The organism is Nocardia otitidiscaviarum NBRC 14405, from assembly GCF_000308635.1.
Classification (GTDB): Bacteria; Actinomycetota; Actinomycetes; order Mycobacteriales; family Mycobacteriaceae; genus Nocardia; species Nocardia otitidiscaviarum.
The window spans coordinates 24,385-44,810 of sequence record NZ_BAGD01000031.1; the positions used below are offsets into that span (position 1 = coordinate 24,385).

Genomic DNA, 20,426 nt, shown 5'->3' on the forward strand with positions numbered 1-20,426 from the left:
ATGAGTGTCGATGTGGCAACCGAACCCGCGCCCAGCGAGGACGCGGCCCAGGGGAAGGAGGGGCGCACCGCGCCGGAACATCCCGTCGTCGGCTGGCTACCACGGGTTTTCCGGGACAGCGCGATCGTGGCCTACCGCAATCTGCTCACCATTCTGCGGGTGCCGACCCTGCTGGTGACGGCCACCATCCAACCGCTGATGTTCGTGTTCCTGTTCGCCTACATCTTCGGCGCGTCCCTGGGCGGCAGCCAGTACCGTGAATTCCTGCTGGCCGGAATCTTCACGCAGACAGTGGCGTTCAACGCCGCCTTCACCACGGTCGGGCTGGCGAACGACCTGCAGAAGGGCATCATCGACCGGATGCGAACGCTGCCCATGTCGCGGCTGGCGGTGCTCATGGGCCGCACCCTGTCCGATCTGGTGGTGAACATCCTCGCCCTGAGCGTCATGGTCGGCTGCGGCTACGCGGTGGGCTGGCGCATCAACGGCGGAATCGCCGACGCCGTACTGGCTTTCGCGGTGATCCTACTTTTCGCCTTCGCCATGTCCTGGGTCGGCGCCCTCACCGGACTGCTGTCGCCCAGCGTGGAGGTGGCCCAGAGCGCCGGACTCATCTGGCTCTTCCCGCTCACCTTCATCTCCTCGGCGTTCATCTCCGGTGAGACCCTGCCCGGACCGCTGCGCACCATCGCCGAATGGAACCCCATCACCGCCGTCTCGGCGGCGGGGCGCAAACTGTTCGACAACGGCGCGCCCCCGACCTTCATACCCGCCGACGGCTGGCCCGCCGACCACTGCATCGAATACGCGGTGCTGTGCTCGCTCGGCATCCTCGCCATCGCGGTACCGCTGGCTCTGCTCCAGTACCGCAAGGTCGCCAGCCACTGAGGCACTCGAGCCACTGAGACACAGAGGCCACTGAGACACCGGGCGGCCGTGCGCGACCGCTCGCACACCGGTGATCGTTTGGCATCGCGATTCATGGGTACCTCGGCGCAGACCGGCGTCGATCGAGGAGGGACCCGTGACGACCGACTCGTCGAGCGAGGTGCGCGAGCTGGTCGCCGCTCGGCCGTATCCGGCGCGGTTCGCGCCCAAGGGCTCACGACTGTGGCGACTGCTCACCACCACCGATCCCAAACTGCTCGGGATCATGTACCTGACCACCGCGACCGCGTTCTTCCTCATCGGCGGCCTGATGGCGCTGCTCATGCGGGGCGAGCTGGCCCGGCCCGGGCTGCAATTCCTCTCACCCGAGCAGTACAACCAGCTGTTCACCATGCACGGCACCATCATGCTGCTGTTCTATGCCACCCCGGTGGTATTCGGTTTCGCCAACGCGGTGCTGCCGTTGCAGATCGGGGCCCCGGATGTGGCGTTTCCGCGGTTGAACGCGCTCAGCTACTGGCTGTACCTGTTCGGCGCGACCATGGCCACAGCCGGATTCATCACCCCCGGTGGCGCGGCCGGGTTCGGCTGGACCGGCTACACCCCGCTGAGCCTGATGACGAACTCGCCCGGGGTGGGCGCGGATCTGTGGATCATGGGCCTGGTCGTCTCGGGCTTGGGCACCATCCTGGCCGCGGTCAACATGCTGACCACGGTGGTGTGCCTGCGCTGTCCGGGCATGACCATGTTCCGGATGCCGCTGTTCACCTGGAACATCGTCGTCACCAGCGTGCTGGTGCTGCTCGCCTTTCCCATCCTCACCGCCGCGCTGCTGGCGCTGGCCTACGACCGGCATCTGGGCGGGCACATCTACGATCCCGCGAGCGGCGGCGCGATTCTGTGGCAGCACCTGTTCTGGTTCTTCGGACATCCCGAGGTGTACATCGTCGCGCTGCCGTTCTTCGGCATCATCAGCGAGATCATCCCGGTGTTCAGCCGCAAACCGCTGTTCGGCTATGTCGCGCTGGTGTACGCCACCCTCGCCATCGGCGGACTGTCGGTGGCGGTATGGGCGCACCACATGTTCGCCACCGGTGCGGTGCTGCTGCCGTTCTTCTCCCTCATGACCTTCCTGATCGCGGTGCCGACCGGCGTCAAATTCTTCAATTGGATCGCGACCATGTGGCGCGGGCAGCTGACTTTCGAAACCCCCATGCTGTTCGCGGTCGGCTTCATCGTCACCTTCCTGCTGGGCGGTCTGTCGGGAGTGATCCTCGCCAGCCCGCCGCAGGACTGGCATGTCACCGACACCTATTTCGTGGTCGCGCACTTCCACTACGTGCTGTTCGGCACGATCGTCTTCGCGACCTTCGCCGGGATCTACTTCTGGTTCCCCAAGCTCACCGGGCGGCTGTTGGACGAGCGCGTCGGCCGCGTCCACTTCTGGACCACGTTCCTCGGCTTCCACCTCACCTTCCTGGTGCAGCACTGGCTCGGTAACGAGGGCATGCCGCGCCGCTACGCCGACTATCTGCCCGACGACGGCTTCACCGCGCTGAACACGATCTCGACCATCGGATCGTTCGTGCTGGGCGTGTCGATGGTGGCCTTCGTCTGGAATGTGTTCAAGAGCTACCGGTACGGCCAGGTGGTGGGCGTGGACGATCCGTGGGGATCGGGTAATTCCCTCGAGTGGGCCACCACCTGCCCGCCACCGCGGCACAACTTCCACGAACTGCCCCGAATCCGTTCCGAGCGACCGGCTTTCGAGCTGCACTATCCGCATATGCGCGAGCGCATGCGGGTGGAATCGCATGCGGGCAGCCGTTTCCGCGCGGGCGACGGCGAACACGACGAAGGCCCCCACGCCTAGGCGAGGGGGCCTTCGAATCGGAACGCGTCAGCCGCGCCGACGATTCTTGAGCAGTTCCATCCGCTCCTGGAGCAGCTCCTCGAGCTCCTCCTTGCTGCGGCGCTCGAGCAGCATGTCCCAGTGGGTGCGCGGCGGCTTGACCTTCTTGGGCTCCTGCGTGGTGCCCTCGAGGAGTACGCCCTCCTGGCCGTTGCGGCACAGCCAGGTCGGCGGGATCTCGGCGTCGTCCGCGAACGGGACGTCGAATTCCTCACCGTTGTCGGTCCGGTACCGCGCCATCCGACGCGGCGCCAGGTCGTGGTCGCGGTCGGTCTCGTAGCTCACCGCTCCGAGCCGACTGCCTCGGAGTACGCGATCTGCCATGGGTGCGGTCCCTTCTCGCCTGTCGGCAACGTTAACTCGGTGTCGACGCCTTACTGGAGCATCAACGCTTCGGTGGACGATTCGGTTCCCGTGGGGAGAACCCGACTATTCTACTCGCTGCGGCATCGGCCGGGTTATCGGCGTGCCCCTCGCCCATCCGGACGGTGGTGAGCGCTACTCTCTCGACTCATGTCGCGCCGCCAAGGGTCGTCGTGTTTGTGGTGTGGTCGGGAGATCGGCGAATCCGAGGTCGGGCGACGCCGACGATACTGTCGACAGTCCTGCCGCCAGCGCGCCTACGAACATCGGAACAGCGTGAAGGGCACCGGAATTCCCGAGGATTCGGTGGTGCTGTCGGCGCAGGAGGTGTCGGATCTGTCCGACCGCTGGTTCGCCGCCCGCTGCGCCGCCGAGGATGTGGCCACTGCCGTCGCCGAGGGGGCGGATCAGGCCGAACTGACCGCGCTCACCGCCCAGCTGGTGGCCTTGGCCCGGGACGCCGAACGGCTGCGCTGAGCCGCCCCACCGGAAGGGGCACGGTCGGCGCGGCCTCGATCTCGGGCAGCACCGGCCGCGGTCGCCGCGCCCGGGCGCGCACCAGGGCGAGTGCGGCCACGGTCGCGGCCGTGAGCACCGCGAACGCGGCCAGCGTGGCGGTGTCGGGGCGGGTCACCGGCTGTCCGCGCAGCGCCTGCCACAGCAGCACCACCATGCCTCCGGTGTAGGACAGCGCCAGTACGCCCACGAGGTGGGCGCGGGTGCGCTCGGTGCGCAGCCACGGCACCCGCGGCGCATACCGGGCGAGCAGGACGGCGGTCAGGATGAGCACCTGGATGCCGTGCATGCCGAGGAAGTGCGGGATGCGCAGATCCCCGCCCTCGGTGCTCCAGCGCAGCACCGGCACCCCGGCGCCCACGCCGTCGCGCACCGGGGGATCGCCGGGCATGACGGTATGTCCCGCCCCCAGCTCCACCGGACGGCCGTAGGCGTCGGTGACCCGCTGCGGGCCGGTGCCGCCCACCAGATAGGCCATCGCCATGCCCAGTACCGCGATCCCCAGTCCGGCCGAAATGGCCCGCGAGGTGGGTCGGTCGGTGACCCGTTGCCACGAAAGCATCACCGCGATAACCAGATTCGCACCGAAGAGGCCGAGCACCCCGGACATGAACACGGTCTGTCCGATGGAGTTGACGGCATCGGTCTGATTGTTGAAGTGGCTGAAGGTGCCCCGCGCGGCCTGCACCACGATGAATCCGACGTCGACGATGCCGGTGACGGCGAATGCCGTACCCATCCACCACGTGATGCGACTGCCGCGGTGCGGGAACGACAGCAACCAGGCCAGCGTCGCGGTGTAGAGGACGAAGGCGAGTCCGAATTTGCAGGGCTTCAACCAGATCGACTCGCCGAGCAGTCGACGGTCGTCGACGACCATGGCGCACAGAGTGACGACCACGAGTACGGCCATGACGGCCGTGCACGCCAGCAGCGGCCGGTGCGGGCGGCGGGTACCGAGTGTCGGGGGAGCGGCGGGCGAGGTGCTGGGCATGGGGCCGACGCTAGGTTCGGGTCGCCGCGCGCCGGGTCCCCCTGCGGAGCCGTTCGCCTCTGGTACCCGGGTATGACGACGCCCCCGGCGGTACCGGGGGCGTCGTCGATTCGTCTGTCCGCCCGATCGTTTCGGCAGCCCCTCATCGGCTGTCGATCCGCGGCGGATCGGTGCGGGCTGCTAGCCGACGCTCACACCGCGGGCGGCGAGCCACGGGTGCGGGTCGATCGGACCGGCGTCGGTGTGCACCTCGTAGTGCAGGTGCGGGCCGGTCGAGTAGCCGCGGCTGCCGACGGTGGCGATCACGTCACCGGCGCGCACGTGCTGGCCGACCGACACCAGGATGTCCTGCATGTGGCCGTAGACGCCGATGGTGCCGTCGTCCTGCTGGATGCGCACCCACAGGCCGAAGCCCGAGGCCGGACCGGCCTCGATGACGGTACCGTCGGTGACGGCGGCGATCGGCGCGCCGAAGCCGTCCGCGAAGTCCAGGCCGGAGTGCATGGCACCCCAGCGCATGCCGTAACCGGAGCTGAGCGGGCCGGCGACCGGTCGCACGGTGCGCGGCCGGTGGTCCTGGGCCATCCCGTTGAGCAGGTCGTCGATCTGCGGGGGAACGGGAATGAGATCGGGGATCTCGATGCCGCCGACATTGGCGACCGGACGGATCTCGTGCGCGGGCGCCTCCTGCTGCGGCGCGGCGGTGAGCTTCCCGGCGGGGGTGCCGTCGGCCTGTTGGTCGGCGGCGGCGAGTACGGACAGCGAGGCCCCGGCAATCGCGGTGACGGCCACGGCACGAGTTGCAGCGGCCCGGTACCGGCGCAGTGCGCGGCCCTTTGATAACGGAACGGTTACGGGCATGGCACGAACGTACGGGAGGCAAACCCCGGAACCGAAACCTTGTCGTTACCGTCACAGCGCCGCAAAAGCCCAGTTGATATGTCACAGCCAGATAACGACACGCCGGTAATTTTGAAATGACGTTGGGAAATGTCGAAATGAGCGATCTTGACCGACACGCCGTGCGGGGTGCACACTATGTAAGTGCCCGCTAACGGAGTTCGGGTGCTGGTCGCGCTCGCCGACCCCACCCGCCGCACCATCTTCGAGGCCCTGCCGCAGGGGCCGCGCTCGGTCGGCGAACTCTCGGCGATCTCCGGGGTGAGCAGCTCCGCGGTGTCCCAGCATCTCAAGGTGCTGCGCGAGGCCCGCCTGGTGATGATGCGCGCGGCGGGTAACCGCCGCCTGTATTCCCTGGACCCGCGCGGGCTCGCCGACGCTCGCGACTATCTCGAGCAGTTCTGGCCCAGCGCCATCGCCGCCTACTCGGCGGCACTGTCCACGGCCAGCGCGGATATGGCGGACGGGGAGAGTTAGGCCGCTCGCGTCCGGTCAGCCGACCCGGCGATACGCCTGCGGGCCGCGCCGCTGTTCCATCCCGGGGGCGGGCCACGTCCGCTTGTGCAGCTGCTTGTCGACCGCGTTGATCACCTCGGTGGTACCGATCTTCAGCAGACCCGGATCGGGGCTGGTGGCGTAGGGGTCGCCGAGCTGTCCGGCCCACAGCACCACGTGCCGGCCCAGTAGATGCGGCGGCGGGCCGCTGCGCGAGGGCGGGTTGGGGCCGAACAACAGCACGGTCCGGGTGCCGAAGGCGGTGGCCAGATGTGCGACGCCGGTATCCCCGCACACCACCAGGGACGCCTCGGCGACGGTGGCGGCCAATTCGATGAGGTTCTGCTCCCCGGCGAGCACCCGTGAGACCGGCAGGCCCGCCCGGGTGGCGATCCCGAGGGCGATATCGCGCTCGAACTCGTCACCGGTGAGCACCACCTCGCGCCCCTGGACCAGCAGATGCCGGACCACGGCGGCGAAACGGTCCGGCGGCCAGCGGCGGGCGGGCGCGCCCGCGCCGACGTGCACCACCACGCAGTCGCGGTGACTGGTGGTGGCAACCGGTGGTACCAGGCCCAGATTGCGACGGTCGGCGGTGATCCCGTCGGTCTCGAGCAGATGGCACCAGCGGTCCACATCGTGCATATCGGGTTCCCACTCCGGTCCCGGCAGATCCGGGAAGGCGGGATTGCGGTAGGTGAGGATGCGTTCGGGTTTGGTGCGGACCAGCTCGACCAGGCCCTCGGGGCCGTGACCGTCCAGATTGACCGCCAGGGCGGGCGGCGGACCGTCCCAGCGCATCCCGGTCGGGCCGGTGATCGGCACCATCTCGTCCACGGAGGCGATCAGATCCACGATCGGTTTCAACCGGTGCGGGGCCGCGAGTGCGATGTGGTCGCCGGGCCTGGCCCGGCGCAGCGCGCGCAGCGCCGGGACCGCGGTGAGGAGATCACCCAGTCCGCGTGCGCGTAGCACGAGTACAACCGCCACCCTCAACTCCTCCGACCGCGCTGGTGCCCATGGGTCCGACCCACCCCCGCCGCACACGGACCGATGTGAGCCACTTGGAGTGGACTACCCGGCGCGACCCGACGCGAAACGCGACATCGGCCTTGTTGTGGTGGATGCCTCCGAGGCCGGTGCCGCGCGAAGGAATGTGTACTACCGACTGTCGTTGAACCCGGTCGATCAACTACCGTGTGTATCCATGGATTTCGTCTACAACCTCGTGGTCGTGGCACATCTGCTGGGCATGGCCGCGGTGGTCGGCGGCTACGCGGCCGGGCAGCCGCGCGTTTCCGAGCTGATGGTGTGGGGAGCCCGCCTCCAGCTGGTCACCGGGGTGATCCTGGTCGGCCTCGCCGAATCGATCGATTCGCTCGGCAAAGATCCCAATATGACCAAGATCGGCATCAAGCTGGTGGTCTCGCTCGCCGTGGCGGCCTTCGCCGAGATCGGGCGGGCCGACGCCAAGCGCGGCAAGGCGGTGCCGTGGATGACCCACGCCTCCGGTGGGCTGGCCATTCTGAACGTGTTCATCGCCGCGCTCTGGACCTGATCGACGGCGTGCTCCACCGACCGGCCCGGGGGCACGACGGCCCCGGGCCGGACGAAATCGTGTCCGCTAACCGGCCGCGCGCAGGGGCTGCGGCCGATCGACCGCGCGATCCAGCGCGACGCGCAGCCCCGTGCGGCCCTCGCGGCGGTAGGCCGCCCGCGCTCGCGGCATGATGCGCAGCGTCTCGGGCAGCAGCGGCCAGGTGCGCGCCACCGCGTGGCGGAAGGTGTCGAAGGCCAACTGGTTGGCGCGGGTCCAGCGGTAGCCGTACAACTCGCGGATGTGCGGGGGCAGGGTGCCGACCAGGACGTGCCGCCACGCCTCGCTCGCGCTGGGCGCGAGAATCCGCCACAGCGCCGTCGGTAGCCACGGCTGCGGCATATCGGCCGCGCTGTCGAAGTAGTCGATGAGCCCGCGGGCCGACGGCGTCGGTTCGAGTACGTGCTCGACCGTGTGGTTCCAATAGTCGAGGAAGTCGTCGTAGGTGGCCGGGACGATGCGTGTCGACATGCCGTACATGCCCCACCAGCGCACCCCCTCCGCGTACACGGCGGCCTTCTCCTCGCGGGTGTAGGGCCGCCGCGCGAACAGGTCGCGGGCCCGCCACGCGGTGTCGATGAAGGTGGCGTGTGCCCAGAAGTAGGTGTGCGGGTCCAGCGCGTGATAGCGCTCCCCGGCGGGCATGGTGCCCTTGATATCGGAGTGGAAGTCGCGGATCCGGGCGGCGGTGCGCAACGACTCGGGTCCGTCGAAGATCATGCCCTGGATCTGCGGCACCGACCGGAACAGCCGCTCCCACGGTTCGTTGAAGAAGTCCGAATGCTGTTCCACGCCGCGTCCGAGCGACGGATACATGAGCTGCAGCAGACCCTCCATGGGCGCGAGCAGATATCCGCGACGGTCGCCGTACGTCTCGTACAGCAGCGATCCGGGTCCGAAGCGCGGCGCGTCCGGGTCCATGGGCCACCTCCACATTGAGGATGAGAGAATTACTGTCACTATCTCTCACCGGCGGGGGTGCGTCAAGCGGCCGTATCCGTTCGCTGTCGGGTGTCGTATTCCCCTGGAATTCCTTGCTGTACCACCGGATTCAGGACGTGGGAATGGGCCGGTCATGAGTGGTTTCACGTGGAGCCGACTCGATGCGGATGTGCGCGAAAGGCATTGCTGCACAGTGTGCATCGCTGCCCGGTCGGTCGGATCGAGTCTGCTGCGGTCGACTCTTCGATCGGGAGGGCCAGGTCAGCGGCGGTTTCCGGCCGCGTTCGAACTGTGCTGCCGGGCGAGGGTTTTGGCGATCTCGGTCGCCGCGATCGCCTGTCCCGCCATCGAGAGGTGGATGCGATCGGCGCTGAGCCAGTCGGGTCGCCGTCGCGCCGGATGGTCCCAGAACTCGGTCACCATGGCCCCGTGTCGGGCCGCGATACGACGGATGATCTCGGCGAAGGCCACGAAACGCGGTCGCAGCACGCGCATGTGGCCGGTGAAGGCGTCGGCGAAGGTGAACAGCGACAGCTGCGCCCCCGTGGCCGTCAGCGCCGCGCACAGCTCGTCGAGATCGTGCTCCACCCTCGCGAGATCGGCATCGGGCTGGAGTAGGTCGTTGCCACCGCAGCTGATATGGACCAGATCCGGACGGAAGTCGAGTACGCGCCGCAACTGACCGTCGCGGACCGCCGCGATGCGCGCGCCCATCACCGCGGTATTCAGGTACTCGGCCTCCGGATGGGCCGCGCGCAGCGCCCGCGCGAGCCGCTCCGGCCACGGCAGGGTCTCGTAACCCGGCCACGGATCGCCGGTCCCCGCCGCGGTGGAATCGCCGAGCACGGCGAATCGTCGCCACGGCAGCGGTGCGAGCAGAGCGCGGATGGCCTCGGCCGACAGCACCATGGGGTCGTCGGCCTCGGTCGTCACGTGTCGATTCATCGGGTGATCTCCTTGCTGGTGGTGGGCGACTTTCCGATGCCGGAGGCAAACAGAACGTACGATCGTTCGTATTTGTGAACGTACGACCGATCGTTCATTTCCGCAAGGGGGGATGAAAGGATGGAGCCATGGCCGATCAGACGGAGATCTCCGATCAGCGACTGCTCAAGGGCGCGCGCGCACGGGCGGCCATCGCCCGGCACGCCGCCGATGTCGCCTCCGCGGAGGGTTTGACGGGACTGAGCCTCGGACGGCTCGCCAGCGATCTGGGGCTGAGCAAGAGCGGGGTCGCGACCCTGTTCGGCAGCAAGGAGAATCTGCAACTCGCGGCCGTGCGCTCCGCGCGGGAGGTGTTCGTCGACACCGTCGTGCGGCCCGCGCACACCGAACCCGAGGGCTGGCCGCGCCTGCGCGCCCTCATCGCCCACTGGCTGGACTACGTGCGGGAACCGGTCTTCCCCGGCGGCTGCTTCCGGGTGGCCGGAACCGTGGAGTTCGACTCCCGGCCCGGCCCGGTCCGCGATGCGCTCGCCGCCGACCGCGACGACTGGTTCGCCGTGCTGGAGCGCGAGATCCGACGCGCCCAGGAGCAGGGGTATATGACCGGGCGCGACCCGCACCGGCTGGCCTTCCACCTCGACGCCCTCGTCGGAGCCGCCAATGTGGCCGCCCGCCTCGGCGACGAGACCGCCGTCCCCACCGTGCGCGCGATGGTCGACGAACTGCTCGGAGCGACGCCGGAGCGGTGACGCTCACAGCGGTGGTCGATCGGCTCGCCTCGGACCGCCGCCGCTCAGGCCGCGCGCGGGGCGTACATGATCACGGCCACGCCGATCAGGCAGATGAGCGCGCCCGCGATATCCCAGCGGTCGGGGCGATACCCGTCCGCCACCATGCCCCAGGCGAGCGAGCCCGCGACGAAGACGCCACCGTAGGCGGCCAGGATGCGGCCGAAGTTCGCATCCGGTTGCAGGGTGGCGACGAACCCGTACAGGCCGAGCGCGATCACGCCCGCCCCCATCCACACCCAGCCGCGATGTTCGCGCACACCCTGCCAGATCAGCCACGCGCCACCGATCTCGGCGATCGCCGCCAGCCCGAACAGCAGAATCGAACGCACAACGGTCATGGGCACGCACTGTACGGTCCGAGACCGCCGCGCCCGTGTGCACGGTCGGGGCGGTGTCGCCGCACCCGCTGCACGATGGCAGCGCGTGCGGCGACCGGACTCACGCCTCGAACAGCGGCTGGCCCAGATAGCCGCCGGGTGCGGGCACGCCCGGCGGGATGGCGAATACCGCCGACCCGATCGGCGTCGTCCACTGGTTGAGCGCGTCGAATTCGGCCAGTCGCTGCTGCACCGGCAGGAACTGGGCGTCGACATCACGCTGGAAGCAGGCGAACAGCAGACCCGAATTCGAGACGGTTCCGGGTGCGGGCGCCTCGTCGTAGTTGTAGCCGCGCCGCAGGAACCGTTCGCCGTCGTGGGTGTGATGGGCGCGCGCGATATGCGAGGACGGCGGGATCACCGGAATGCCGGTGTCGTCCACGGCCGCGAAATCGGCCTCGTCGAATTCGCGGGTGCCGGTGAGCGGCGCGCCGTTCGATACCCGGCGGCCGACGGTGAGCTCCCGGGCGTCATCGTCGAGTTCGTCCCAGGTGTCGAGATTCATGGCGATGCGGCGCAGCACCATGGAGGTGCCGCCCGCCAGCCATGCCCGGCGCGCACCGTCGTCCCACACCAGCCGGTCCATATCGACGCCGGGCGCGATATTGACGGTGCCGTCCACCTGGCCCATGAGATTGCGCATGGTCTGCCCCTTGGACGCGTTGCGGAAGCCGCGCTGCACCCACCGCACCCGCACCAGCGAGGTGACGTTCTTGCACAGCACCCGCACCGCGTGCGAGACCGTGGTGGCCTCGTCCGCGCAGATCTGCAGCAGCAGGTCTGCCCCGGTGTAGGCGTCCTCCAGGCGGTCGATGGTGAACGGCGGCAACGGTTTCAACCACTCCGGCCGCTGCCGGTCCAGCCCGGCGGCGGTGAACAGGCCCGGCCCGAAACCGACCGTGATGGTCAGCCGGGCGGGCCGGGCCGCCAGCTCCGCCTCGGTATCGGCCAGTGCGGGCCGACCCTGGGTGAGGCGTTGCGCGTCGTCGGTCCAGATCCGCAGCAGGCCGACGATGTCCTCGCGGTTCACCCCGGGGGCGAGGTCGAATCCCACGAACGCCGCCTGATCCTGCGGTGCGGTGGCGATACCGGCCTGATGGACGCCGAAGAACGGCACCGTCTCGGTCGCCGGATCGTCGTGGTGGTCGCGATGGGTGAGTGTGGCCGCGCCCCACCCGAGCCCGGCGGCGCCGGCCGCCGCGGCGCTACCGCCGAGCAGCCGTCGCCGGGACAGCCGGGTGGGGCGCGGTAGCGGCCGCTCAGCCACCGTGCGCGGGGGCCGTGGTCGCACCCGACGGCTCGTAGTTCTCCTTACCGCCCACGAAGTCCCGCACCTGCGCGGAGACGGTGGTGCTGGAACCGTCGGCGAAGGTCAGCGTGATCGGCGTTTCCGCGCCGGTGCGCAGCGGCTCCTTCAGCCCGATGAACATCAGGTGCTCACCGCCCGGCTTCAGCGTGGTCGACCCGTGCGCGGGAATGGTGAGCCCGCCTTCCTTCTCGCGCATGGTCTTGTCGCCCTGGGCGTCGGCGACCACCTCGTGGATCTCGACCGTGTTCGAGGCCGGACTGGACGCCGCCACCAGCGTGACGTCCTGATCGCTCGAATTCTCGAGCACGCCGAACGCGGCGGACATCCCGCTGTCGGCGGCCTTGATCCACTGATCGCTCATCCGCACCGCGTCGGCGGACGCGGCCGGGGCGTCGGGGGAGGACGAGGAACAGCCCAGGGGCAGCAGGGCCAGCGCGGAGACGGCGGCCACCGCACCCAGGCGGCGGACCCTACCGGTCGCCCGGCTGCGGGCAGGGGGGAATGTCGCCCGGCTGCGGGCAGGAGAGAGTACGGACATGACGGAACTCCGATCGTCGAAGGAAGAGTGATTCGCTCCGGCGAGAACCGCCACGGTCCGACGAGGTAGCGCGCCGCGGGGGCGGGCCGCCGATGCGTGATCGCAGTCGACGCCGCTCAGCCATCGGCGCGGGACATCCGAATCCGGAGTGGGGACCGCGTGGTCACGCGGGAGCGAGAGGGAGGCGTACCCGACGCGGCGGCCCCCGGCGTCCGACTCCGGAACTCACCAGCAGTCGCGCCGGTACCGGCCGCTGATCGAAGGCGACGGGCAGTACCCGTCCGGGTGTCACCGGCATCGGCCCGAGCGCGACGATGAACCGGCGCACGCTCGTCACGGCGCGCCGCAACCCCACCTCGGCCGCCCGAATCGCGAACGCGCCGACCGGAATCGCCACCAGATGCGCCGCCACCATGCCCGCGCTCAGCCCGTGCTGATGCTGCTGCGGAGCCAGCGACAGCGCTTCGTGCCCGACGCTCTGCCCGACCGCCAGCATGCCCATGGTCGACAGCACCCCGGCCCGCGGCCGCACCGAGGCCACCACCACGCCGATCAACCCGCACGCCACGATCAACAGCGCCAACGCCGACCCTCCGACGTCGGTGCTCCCACCCCCGAGCCCGTGGGCCGCCACGGCCACCGCCCCCGACGCCGCACCGACGGCGGCCCCTCGCAGGCGCGCGGCGTGATCGGTCGGTGACAGCACCCGAACATGCTACCGACCTCGCCACTGTCGACTTCACCGCAGGCCGACTCGGCCGGTCTTCCGGCTTGACACCGTCATTTTACTCAACAATCATTGAGTCAATGAATGCTGAGCGATTGTGGTCGGTGGAACGGCGTGCCGATGTGCACGCCGCACTGGCCGACGCCACCCGGCTGCGCATCGTGGACGCCCTGACCGCCGGAGATATGTCGTCCTCGGAGCTGTGCGCGCTGCTGTCGATCCCGACAAACCTGATGGCACACCACCTGAAGGTGCTCGAACGCGCGGAACTGCTCGAACGCGGCCGGTCCGAGGGGGATCGGCGGCGCAGTTATCTGCGGCTGGTGCCCGGGTTCGAGGGGAAGCTGCTGCCGCGTGGCGGGTATGCGGCGGCGCGGGTGGTGTTCGTGTGCAGCCGCAATACGGCGCGGTCACAGTTGGCGGCGGCCGCTTGGGCGCGTCGCAGCACCGTGCCGGTGGTCTCAGCGGGGACCCACCCCGCCGAACGGGTGCATCCGGGCGCGGTGGTCGCGGCCAGGCGGCATCGGTTGCCGCTGCGACCGCAGCGGCCGCGCGGCATCGACGGACTCCTTCGCACCGGCGACCTCGTCATCGCCGTCTGCGACAACGCGCACGAGGAGCTGCCCACCGAGATCGAACGCCTGCACTGGTCGATCCCGGACCCGGTGCGGGCGGGCACGGACGCGGCCTTCGATCACGCGCTCGACCTCATCGCCGACCGCATCGAGCGCATCGCCGACACCGTCACACCCGCCGCGGCCGATCCGCACCCCTGACGTCCAACCCATCCCCTTCACCATCGGAGCCCGCCATGACCGAATCCCCTCTCGCCGCAGCAGCACACCGGCGCGCGGATCTGTCCATCGACCAGCAGTTGGCGCTGAAAACCGCCGCGACCCGGCTGCACGACGATTTCGCCACCATGTTCGGTGTGGAGACCATCGAACGGTTCCTGCACTCCTCCTACGACCAGTTCGCCGGGCATGCGACCGTGGTCAACTTCCTACCTCTGCTGGCGGAACGGTTCGCGCGACAGCGGCTGCGGGCGCTCGCTCGCGTGGAGGGCAGGATCGCCGACGGCAAACCCACCGTGCTGTTCCTGTGCACGCACAATGCGGGCCGCTCCCAGATGGCGCTGGGCTGGTTCACCGAGCTGGCCGGGGACGATGCCGTCGCCTGGTCCGGTGGTTCCGAACCCGGCCGCGAGATCAACCCGGCGGCCGTCGCGGCCATGGCCGAGGTCGGCATCGACATCTCCGGTGAGTTCCCCAAACCGTGGACCGAGGAGATCGTGCGTGCGGCCGATGTCATCGTCACCATGGGTTGCGGTGACGCCTGCCCGGTCTATCCCGGTCGCCGCTACGAGGAATGGGTGCTCGACGATCCGGCCGGTGCCGATGTCGCCGCGGTTCGACCGATCCGCGACGAGATCGAGCAGCGGGTGCGGCGGCTGCTCGGCGAACTCGGTGTCACCGTCGCGGACCGACGCACCTAGTGTTGCGCGTCGAGTGTCTCCGCACGCTGCGCCGCGGGCGGATGCGGGTGGACCGGGGTGAGGGTGGGGCGTTTGGCGGTGACGACGTCGCCGGAGGAGCGGCCGCGTAGTCGACGCGCCACCCAGGGCGCGAAATGGTAGGCGGTCCAACGGAATTCGGCGGCGAGCAGGGCGTCGATACCGCGCTGCTCCGGGGGTAGCGGGTCTCGCCAGGTGCTGTCCGCGCCGGGCAGGCGCAGGGTGTCGGCGAGGGCGCGGGCGACCAGGTCGTGGCCGAGCGGGCTCAGATGCAGGCGGTCCTCGGCCCACACTCGCCGATGGGTGGTTGCGGCCACCGGTTCGAAGTCCACCAGGGTGACGGCGTGGCGGGCGGCCAGGGTGCGCACGGCGGCGTTCATGGCGCGGATGCGGCCCGACAGCGGGCGCGCGATCGGGGTGATCGCGCCGATATCAGGGTAGGTGAAGGTGACCACGTGCGCGCCCACCGCCCGCAGCGCGGTGATCATGGCCTCGATGTCGGCGAGGGTCGCGTCCATGGCGAAGGACGGTCGCACCAGGTCGTTCATCCCGGCCATGACGGTGGCCAGATCGGGGCGCAGAGCCAGCGCGGGGGCGAGTTGTTCGGCGCGGATGCGGGCCGCCAGCCGACCGCGCACGGCCAGATTGGCGTAGTGCACGTCCGGTGTGCTCGCGGCGAGCAGGGTCGCGAACCGGTCGGCCCAGCCGCGGAATCCGCCCATACCGTCGGGGTCGCCGATCCCCTCGGTCTGGCTGTCTCCCAGGGCGACGAAGCGGGTGAAGGGGGTTGGCGCGTGGAGTGTCCGGTCCATCGTCGCTCCTTCGAAGCGGGTGCGCGAACAGAATACGCAGGCGAGGGCGACATCGTCTCCACAAGATCTTCACATGCGGTGCGAACCATCTCCACGGCGACTGCATAGGGTCACCTGCATGGAACAGCAGCAGCGGGGCGGGCGGCGCATCCTCGTGGTGGAGGACGAGCCGACGATCGCGGAATCCATCGCGGTGCGGTTGCGCGCCGAAGGGTTCACCGTGGACCTGGCCCACGACGGGCCGGCCGCGGTGAGCAGCGCCGAACGCCTGGACCCGGATCTGATCGTGCTCGATGTCATGCTCCCCGGCTTCGACGGGCTGGAGGTGTGCCGGCGGGTGCAGGCGCGGCGGCCGGTGCCGGTGCTCATGCTCACCGCCCGCGCCGACGAGACCGATATGCTCGTCGGCCTCGGCGTCGGCGCGGACGACTACCTGACCAAGCCGTTCTCCATGCGGGTGCTGACCGCGCGCGTGCACGCCCTGCTGCGCCGCGTGGACCGCACCGCCGAGCGCGGCGCCACCATCCTGGTCGGCGATCTGCGCATCGATGTCGACCAGCGGCGGGTGTGGCGCGCGGACGCCGAAACCCAGCTCACCCCACTGGAATTCGAACTACTGGTGCACCTCGCCCGCCGCCCGCGCACCGTCCTGGCCCGCGAACGCCTGCTCAGCGAGGTGTGGGGGTGGGCCGACGCTTCCGGTACCCGCGCGGTCGACAGCCATATCAAGGCCCTGCGCCGCAAACTCGGCGCGGATCTCATTCGCACCGTGCACGGTGTCGGATACGCGTTGGAGGCGCGATGAGTCGCATCGGCGCGAGCTGCGCGGCGCGGCTGCGGGAGTTCACCGACCGGCTGGGGGAGCGGCTGCCGCGCCCGCTGGACCGGGTGCGGTCGATCAAGCTGAAGCTCGCGATTCTGATGGTCGGTTCGGGGGCGGTGGCGTTCGGGTTCTTCGCGGTGCGCATCGGCTGGCTGCCGCCGCGCACCACCATCGCCGCGACCCTGATCGCGCTGGCCCTGTCGCAGGTGTTGGCGCACGGGATGACGCGCCCACTGCGGGAGATGACCGCCGCCGCCAAACGCATGGCCCAGGGCGACTATTCGCGGCGGGTGCGCGCCACCTCCCGGGACGAGGTGGGGCAGCTGGCGGAGGCGTTCAACCAGATGGCCGCCGATCTCGCCACCGCCGACCAGCAGCGCCGCGACTTCATCGCCAATGTGTCGCATGAGCTGCGCACCCCGATCACGGCCCTGGGCGCGGTGCTGGAGAACCTGGTGGACGGCGTCTCCGAACCCGATCCGGCGACCCTGCGCACCGCCCTCGCCCAGACCGAGCGGTTGAGCCTGCTGGTCTCGGAGCTGCTCGCGCTGTCCAGCGTGGAGGCGGGCGCGGTGCGGCTGGAGATCGAACGGGTTCCGCTCGCTCCGCTGGTGAAAGAGGTCGTCGCCGAGGCCGAGGTGGTCGCCACCGCTGTCGACCGCGACACCCGTTTCACCGTCGACGTGGACCCCGACCTCACCGTCCTCGCCGATCCGGCCCGCCTGCACCAGGTGCTGATCAACCTGTGCGACAACGCCATCCGGCACGGTCCGGTCGGCGGTGAAGTGCGGGTCAGCGCGCGGGCGGGACGTGACCAGCTCACCATCGAGGTCCGCGACGACGGCCCCGGCATCCCCCCGGCGCAGCGCTCCCGCATCTTCGAACGCTTCACCCGCGGCGGCGCCACCGACGGCGGGGGCACCGGCCTCGGTCTCGCCATCGCCCGCTGGATCGTGGACCTGCACGGCGGCACCATCACCGTCGCCGACCCGGGCTCCCGCATCCGCATCACCCTGCCCGACCCCCGTCTCACCACAACCGACTGACCCACACCCGACCGCGAACCCGCCGCAATATCGCGTCCGGGGCGGTCCCGCACACCCTGGGAGGGAATATCCATGCCGGAGAATCCAGCCGACGACAGCTCGACAGTGCCGGTCGAACAGAATGACTCGACCGCATCCGGAAACGGTCGCGAGACCGCTGCTGCCGCGCCGACCGTCGTCGCCACGACCGAATCCGCCGGAGACCGGATCGTCGGTGCGGCGGCGGTCGAGCGGCACGCCGCATCGGCGGACGCAGCTCGCGCCGACTCACCGCCCGCCACCGTTGCGGCGACCGGACATCGCCCCGCGGTGGGCACTCCCGCATCGAACAGCGGTACGGGCGTCACCGGGACCGCGGTCGACTCCGCCGCGAAGCAACCCCCGACCGCTGCCCGGGTGGCGTTCCCGCGGGGCGTTCTGTCCGCCACGGCCCTGAGCGGTGTGGCGGCGGCGCTGTTCGTCCCGGTGGACCGTCCGGGCATCGGCTGGCTGCTCACCGGACTGATCGTCGCGGCCACCATCGTCACGGTGGACTACGCGGCGCGGCGTTCGACGAACCGGTCCGCGCGGACGAGCGGCGATGGTGCGCTCGCCGTCACGGTGAACTCCGGTCGCCCGGAGATGCCCGAGAATAAGACGACCGAAGAGGCGGTAACCCTGGCCGCCGTCGCGCCTGCCGAGAGTTCCGCTCCGCAGCGCACTGTGCCTACTGGGAATCCCGCCGCCTCGACAAGCACGGCCCAGCCGAAACCAGCCGAAACGTCGGGGTCCGCCGTGCGGGTTGTCGATTCCGAGCACCCATCCGCCGCTGCATTCGCGGGCGGTGCATCCACTCGCACCACCGATGGGGCGGCGACTTCATCGAGTATGTCTGAAACCCGCACTCGCACAACAACTCCCATATCGGGCGGTGAGCAGCCCGAGGTTGGGGCGAGCGCATCACCGTTCTGGTTCGGGGCGCGGGTGTGGTGGTCGGCGCTCGCGCTGGCACTGCTGGCGGTCGGGGCGTTCCGCGCCTCGGAATGGCTGTTCATCCTGTGTGTCCTCACCGCCGGTGTGGTCGCCTCGCTGGCCGTGGTGCGACGCTCCGCGCACGGTGTGGTGTTCGAGATGGCGGCCGTGCCGCTGACGGCGCTGCTGTTCGCGGTGCCGTGGCTGTATCACGGGGTGACGCGGGTGCGGCGGGCGCGGATGTCCTCGCAGCAGCGGGTGTGGTGGTCGGCGTTGGTGACCGTCGCACTGCTGGTGGTGTTCGTACCGCTGCTGGCGGGCGCGGACGCGGTCTTCGCGACCCTGGTGGACGGTGTGCTGCCCAGTATGGACGCGGCCGAGCTGTGGCGGTGGGTGCTGCTGTTCCTGCTCGCGGCGCTGGGTACGGCCGGTGCGCTGTACCTGCTGGCGGCCCCGCCGCCGGCCGCGGGCACGGTGGTGCGGCAGCGGGTGTCGCGGCGGCTGACACGGCTGGAGTGGGCGCTGCCGGTGGGCGCGCTGACGATGCTGTTCGCGGTGTTCGTGGGCACCCAGCTGGCGGTGCTGTTCGGCGGCGACGACTACGTGCAGCGCACCGCCGACCTCACCTACGCGGAGTACGCGCGCAGCGGATTCTGGCAGCTGTCGGCGGTCAGCGTCCTCACCCTCGCCGTCATCACGGTCGTCCAGCGATGGGCCGCCCGCGACACGGTCGCCGACCGCGCCTGGCTGCGGGTCGCGCTGGCGGCGGTGAGCGTGCTGACCCTGGTGATCGTGGCGTCGGCGCTGTCGCGCATGTGGACCTATCAGCAGGCGTACGGATTCACCGTGCTGCGACTGCTGGTGGAGGTGTTCGAACTGTGGATCGCCGCGGTCTACCTGCTGGTGCTGGCCAGTCTGGTGCGGCTGCGGCAGGGGTGGCTGCCGCGCGCGGCGGTCGGCGCGGCCGCCGCCACCCTGCTGGCGTTGGCGATCATGAATCCGGAACGGCTCATCGCCGACCGCAATATCGACCGCTGGGAAGCCGGAAAGAGTCTGGACACCGACTATCTGAACGACCTGTCCGCCGACGTGCTGCCCGCCGCGGACCGGCTGCCGGACGCGCTGCGCCGCGAGGTGGTCGGGCCGATCGTCCTGCGGCTCGACGACGACACCTGGCGGGACTGGAACCTGTCCCGCGCCAACGCCCGGTAGTCCGCTCAGGTGCGGCGCGGCGATGCGGCGAAGTTCGGGGTGAGCGCGGTGACCGAGCCCAGCCAGCGGCCGTCGCGCCGCACGAAGACGTTCGTGGCCCATTCATCGGCCCCGAACGGGTGCCCCAGCCAGGTGCCCGCATTGGTGCCGTGCGTGATGACCACCGCCGCATCGCCGAACCTCCGCACCTCCAGCACCTCGAGCTCCATCGCGGTGTGCACCAGTTCGCCCGCCGCGACAAGCGCGAGGAACCGGTCACGGTGCCCGATCCCGCCCTCGGGACCCAACAGCAACCAATCCGGGGTGGCGAACCAGCCGATCCTGTCGGCGTCGTTGTCGACGATGGCGCTCGCCCATTCGTCCATGATCGACTGGAATTCTCGCTGCGCGTCCATCCGGCAAGCATCGCGCCGCACGCGCCCCGGTGGCTTGGACGAATGGGAACCCGCCGCGGCTACCCGCGCAGGCGCTCCAACAGCGCGAGCGCGGTATCGCGCATCCGGTCGACCGAGCGCGTGACGTACATGAGGTCGACGAAGAAGTCGTCGAATCCGGTGTCGGCCGCGACCTTCTCGACGGCCGTGACAATGAGCTCCGGATCGGTTCCGGCCGCCACATTGACCCGCACGGTCGTGCCGATGGTCGCCGGGTCCCGCCCGGCGGTCGCGGCGGCCCGTTCGATTACGCCGCGCAGCTCGGTCAGTCGCGCGCCCCACCCGGGCGGACCCGGCACCGGCAGTACCGGCAGCCAGCCGTCGGCCCGCCGCCCGATCCG

Annotated in this window: 23 protein-coding genes and 1 pseudogene; 11 read left to right on the plus strand and 13 right to left on the minus strand. The window is 69.9% G+C overall.

Annotated features, from left to right (window positions below; genetic code table 11):
• A complete protein-coding gene (locus ON31_RS04720) occupies window positions 1-888 on the plus strand; it encodes an ABC transporter permease (RefSeq protein WP_081592224.1) in 888 nt (295 codons plus the stop codon).
• Between the two features lie 136 nt (window positions 889-1,024).
• A complete protein-coding gene (gene ctaD, locus ON31_RS04725) occupies window positions 1,025-2,761 on the plus strand; it encodes an aa3-type cytochrome oxidase subunit I (protein ID WP_039809607.1) in 1,737 nt (578 codons plus the stop codon).
• A gap of 27 nt (window positions 2,762-2,788) precedes the next feature.
• Here the strand turns inward: ctaD and ON31_RS04730 are convergent, their stop codons facing one another.
• Entirely contained in the window at window positions 2,789-3,124 is a 336-nt protein-coding gene (locus ON31_RS04730) for an RNA polymerase-binding protein RbpA (RefSeq protein WP_029927898.1), read from the minus strand.
• Between the two features lie 189 nt (window positions 3,125-3,313).
• On the opposite strand from ON31_RS04730, the gene ON31_RS04735 reads away from it, so the two are divergent.
• Window positions 3,314-3,640, plus strand: coding sequence for a hypothetical protein (locus ON31_RS04735; protein ID WP_029927897.1), 327 nt, complete (start codon window positions 3,314-3,316; stop codon window positions 3,638-3,640).
• Here the strand turns inward: ON31_RS04735 and ON31_RS04740 are convergent.
• Together ON31_RS04740 and ON31_RS04745 are read right to left on the minus strand one after the other, a co-directional pair.
• The gene (locus ON31_RS04740) at window positions 3,591-4,673 is read right to left on the minus strand and encodes a hypothetical protein (RefSeq protein ID WP_039809612.1); all 1,083 of its coding nucleotides are present in this window, start codon (window positions 4,671-4,673) and stop codon (window positions 3,591-3,593) included. The two genes, ON31_RS04735 and ON31_RS04740, sit on opposite strands and share 50 nt — an antisense overlap.
• 180 nt (window positions 4,674-4,853) lie before the next feature.
• Entirely contained in the window at window positions 4,854-5,534 is a 681-nt protein-coding gene (locus ON31_RS04745; RefSeq protein ID WP_051036862.1) for a M23 family metallopeptidase, read from the minus strand.
• Window positions 5,535-5,717: 183 nt separating this feature from the next.
• On the opposite strand from ON31_RS04745, the gene ON31_RS04750 reads away from it, so the two are divergent.
• Complete coding sequence (locus tag ON31_RS04750) at window positions 5,718-6,050, plus strand: ArsR/SmtB family transcription factor (RefSeq protein ID WP_039809616.1); 333 nt, start codon at window positions 5,718-5,720, stop codon at window positions 6,048-6,050.
• 15 nt (window positions 6,051-6,065) lie between these two features.
• Here the strand turns inward: ON31_RS04750 and ON31_RS04755 are convergent, their stop codons facing one another.
• Window positions 6,066-7,058, minus strand: a complete 993-nt coding sequence (locus tag ON31_RS04755; protein WP_063821433.1) for a glycosyltransferase family 9 protein — start codon at window positions 7,056-7,058, stop codon at window positions 6,066-6,068.
• 217 nt (window positions 7,059-7,275) lie between these two features.
• Between ON31_RS04755 and ON31_RS04760 the strand changes: the two genes are divergently transcribed.
• Window positions 7,276-7,626 carry a hypothetical protein gene (locus ON31_RS04760; protein WP_039809655.1) on the plus strand — a complete coding sequence of 117 codons (351 nt, stop codon included), beginning with the start codon at window positions 7,276-7,278 and terminating at the stop codon, window positions 7,624-7,626.
• Between the two features lie 66 nt (window positions 7,627-7,692).
• Here ON31_RS04760 and ON31_RS04765 read toward each other — a convergent pair whose 3' ends face one another.
• On the minus strand, window positions 7,693-8,586 hold the full coding sequence (locus ON31_RS04765; protein WP_051036864.1) for an oxygenase MpaB family protein: 894 nt from the start codon (window positions 8,584-8,586) through the stop codon (window positions 7,693-7,695).
• A 282-nt stretch (window positions 8,587-8,868) separates the two neighbouring features.
• Complete coding sequence (locus ON31_RS04770) at window positions 8,869-9,552, minus strand: SGNH/GDSL hydrolase family protein (protein ID WP_039809618.1); 684 nt, start codon at window positions 9,550-9,552, stop codon at window positions 8,869-8,871.
• Window positions 9,553-9,680: 128 nt separating this feature from the next.
• On the opposite strand from ON31_RS04770, the gene ON31_RS04775 reads away from it, so the two are divergent.
• A complete protein-coding gene (locus ON31_RS04775; RefSeq protein ID WP_039809620.1) occupies window positions 9,681-10,301 on the plus strand; it encodes a TetR/AcrR family transcriptional regulator in 621 nt (206 codons plus the stop codon).
• Between the two features lie 44 nt (window positions 10,302-10,345).
• Here the strand turns inward: ON31_RS04775 and ON31_RS04780 are convergent, their stop codons facing one another.
• The 4 genes from ON31_RS04780 to ON31_RS04795 form a co-directional block, all read right to left on the minus strand.
• A complete protein-coding gene (locus ON31_RS04780; protein ID WP_039809622.1) occupies window positions 10,346-10,681 on the minus strand; it encodes a YnfA family protein in 336 nt (111 codons plus the stop codon).
• A 100-nt stretch (window positions 10,682-10,781) separates the two neighbouring features.
• Complete coding sequence (locus ON31_RS04785) at window positions 10,782-11,987, minus strand: Dyp-type peroxidase (protein ID WP_039809661.1); 1,206 nt, start codon at window positions 11,985-11,987, stop codon at window positions 10,782-10,784.
• A complete protein-coding gene (locus ON31_RS04790) occupies window positions 11,980-12,567 on the minus strand; it encodes a copper chaperone PCu(A)C (RefSeq protein ID WP_081592226.1) in 588 nt (195 codons plus the stop codon). The genes ON31_RS04785 and ON31_RS04790 overlap by 8 nt, the downstream gene beginning before the upstream one ends.
• A 163-nt stretch (window positions 12,568-12,730) precedes the next feature.
• Window positions 12,731-13,273: a hypothetical protein gene (locus ON31_RS04795; protein ID WP_039809625.1), complete on the minus strand. Its 543-nt coding sequence runs from the start codon at window positions 13,271-13,273 to the stop codon at window positions 12,731-12,733.
• Between the two features lie 101 nt (window positions 13,274-13,374).
• Here ON31_RS04795 and ON31_RS04800 point away from each other — a divergent pair, with 101 nt between their 5' ends.
• Both ON31_RS04800 and ON31_RS04805 read left to right on the plus strand, forming a co-directional pair.
• On the plus strand, window positions 13,375-14,070 hold the full coding sequence (locus ON31_RS04800) for an arsenate reductase/protein-tyrosine-phosphatase family protein (RefSeq protein WP_039809627.1): 696 nt from the start codon (window positions 13,375-13,377) through the stop codon (window positions 14,068-14,070).
• A gap of 35 nt (window positions 14,071-14,105) precedes the next feature.
• A complete protein-coding gene (locus ON31_RS04805) occupies window positions 14,106-14,789 on the plus strand; it encodes an arsenate reductase ArsC (protein WP_039809630.1) in 684 nt (227 codons plus the stop codon).
• Here ON31_RS04805 and ON31_RS04810 read toward each other — a convergent pair.
• Entirely contained in the window at window positions 14,786-15,619 is an 834-nt protein-coding gene (locus tag ON31_RS04810) for an SGNH/GDSL hydrolase family protein (protein WP_039809633.1), read from the minus strand. The two genes, ON31_RS04805 and ON31_RS04810, sit on opposite strands and share 4 nt — an antisense overlap.
• Before the next feature lie 118 nt (window positions 15,620-15,737).
• On the opposite strand from ON31_RS04810, the gene ON31_RS04815 reads away from it, so the two are divergent.
• The 3 genes from ON31_RS04815 (at window position 15,738) to ON31_RS37735 (ending at window position 19,651) form a co-directional block, all read left to right on the plus strand.
• The gene (locus ON31_RS04815) at window positions 15,738-16,424 is read left to right on the plus strand and encodes a response regulator (RefSeq protein ID WP_085996339.1); all 687 of its coding nucleotides are present in this window, start codon (window positions 15,738-15,740) and stop codon (window positions 16,422-16,424) included.
• Entirely contained in the window at window positions 16,421-17,488 is a 1,068-nt protein-coding gene (locus ON31_RS04820; RefSeq protein ID WP_081592227.1) for a HAMP domain-containing sensor histidine kinase, read from the plus strand. The genes ON31_RS04815 and ON31_RS04820 overlap by 4 nt, the downstream gene beginning before the upstream one ends.
• 72 nt (window positions 17,489-17,560) lie before the next feature.
• A complete protein-coding gene (locus tag ON31_RS37735; RefSeq protein ID WP_255221985.1) occupies window positions 17,561-19,651 on the plus strand; it encodes a DUF4153 domain-containing protein in 2,091 nt (696 codons plus the stop codon).
• Between the two features lie 5 nt (window positions 19,652-19,656).
• Here ON31_RS37735 and ON31_RS04830 read toward each other — a convergent pair whose 3' ends face one another.
• Together ON31_RS04830 and ON31_RS04835 are read right to left on the minus strand one after the other, a co-directional pair.
• Window positions 19,657-20,046, minus strand: coding sequence for a nuclear transport factor 2 family protein (locus tag ON31_RS04830; protein WP_039809634.1), 390 nt, complete (start codon window positions 20,044-20,046; stop codon window positions 19,657-19,659).
• 59 nt (window positions 20,047-20,105) lie between these two features.
• Window positions 20,106-20,426: pseudogene (locus ON31_RS04835) on the minus strand (TIGR03619 family F420-dependent LLM class oxidoreductase); the annotation flags it as partial.

Excerpts from the sequence above, each read along its gene's own strand:
- ON31_RS04720 (WP_081592224.1), top strand. The coding sequence starts at position 1 with ATGAGTGTCGATGTGGCAACCGAACCCGCGCCCAGCGAGGACGCGGCC.
- ON31_RS04730 (WP_029927898.1), bottom strand. The coding sequence starts at position 3,124 with ATGGCAGATCGCGTACTCCGAGGCAGTCGGCTCGGAGCGGTGAGCTAC.
- ON31_RS04735 (WP_029927897.1), top strand. The coding sequence starts at position 3,314 with ATGTCGCGCCGCCAAGGGTCGTCGTGTTTGTGGTGTGGTCGGGAGATC.
- ON31_RS04740 (WP_039809612.1), bottom strand. The coding sequence starts at position 4,673 with ATGCCCAGCACCTCGCCCGCCGCTCCCCCGACACTCGGTACCCGCCGC.
- ON31_RS04745 (WP_051036862.1), bottom strand. The coding sequence starts at position 5,534 with ATGCCCGTAACCGTTCCGTTATCAAAGGGCCGCGCACTGCGCCGGTAC.
- ON31_RS04760 (WP_039809655.1), top strand. The coding sequence starts at position 7,276 with ATGGATTTCGTCTACAACCTCGTGGTCGTGGCACATCTGCTGGGCATG.
- ON31_RS04765 (WP_051036864.1), bottom strand. The coding sequence starts at position 8,586 with ATGGACCCGGACGCGCCGCGCTTCGGACCCGGATCGCTGCTGTACGAG.
- ON31_RS04770 (WP_039809618.1), bottom strand. The coding sequence starts at position 9,552 with ATGAATCGACACGTGACGACCGAGGCCGACGACCCCATGGTGCTGTCG.
- ON31_RS04775 (WP_039809620.1), top strand. The coding sequence starts at position 9,681 with ATGGCCGATCAGACGGAGATCTCCGATCAGCGACTGCTCAAGGGCGCG.
- ON31_RS04780 (WP_039809622.1), bottom strand. The coding sequence starts at position 10,681 with ATGACCGTTGTGCGTTCGATTCTGCTGTTCGGGCTGGCGGCGATCGCC.
- ON31_RS04790 (WP_081592226.1), bottom strand. The coding sequence starts at position 12,567 with ATGTCCGTACTCTCTCCTGCCCGCAGCCGGGCGACATTCCCCCCTGCC.
- ON31_RS04800 (WP_039809627.1), top strand. The coding sequence starts at position 13,375 with ATGAATGCTGAGCGATTGTGGTCGGTGGAACGGCGTGCCGATGTGCAC.
- ON31_RS04805 (WP_039809630.1), top strand. The coding sequence starts at position 14,106 with ATGACCGAATCCCCTCTCGCCGCAGCAGCACACCGGCGCGCGGATCTG.
- ON31_RS04810 (WP_039809633.1), bottom strand. The coding sequence starts at position 15,619 with ATGGACCGGACACTCCACGCGCCAACCCCCTTCACCCGCTTCGTCGCC.
- ON31_RS04815 (WP_085996339.1), top strand. The coding sequence starts at position 15,738 with ATGGAACAGCAGCAGCGGGGCGGGCGGCGCATCCTCGTGGTGGAGGAC.
- ON31_RS04820 (WP_081592227.1), top strand. The coding sequence starts at position 16,421 with ATGAGTCGCATCGGCGCGAGCTGCGCGGCGCGGCTGCGGGAGTTCACC.
- ON31_RS37735 (WP_255221985.1), top strand. The coding sequence starts at position 17,561 with ATGCCGGAGAATCCAGCCGACGACAGCTCGACAGTGCCGGTCGAACAG.
- ON31_RS04830 (WP_039809634.1), bottom strand. The coding sequence starts at position 20,046 with ATGGACGCGCAGCGAGAATTCCAGTCGATCATGGACGAATGGGCGAGC.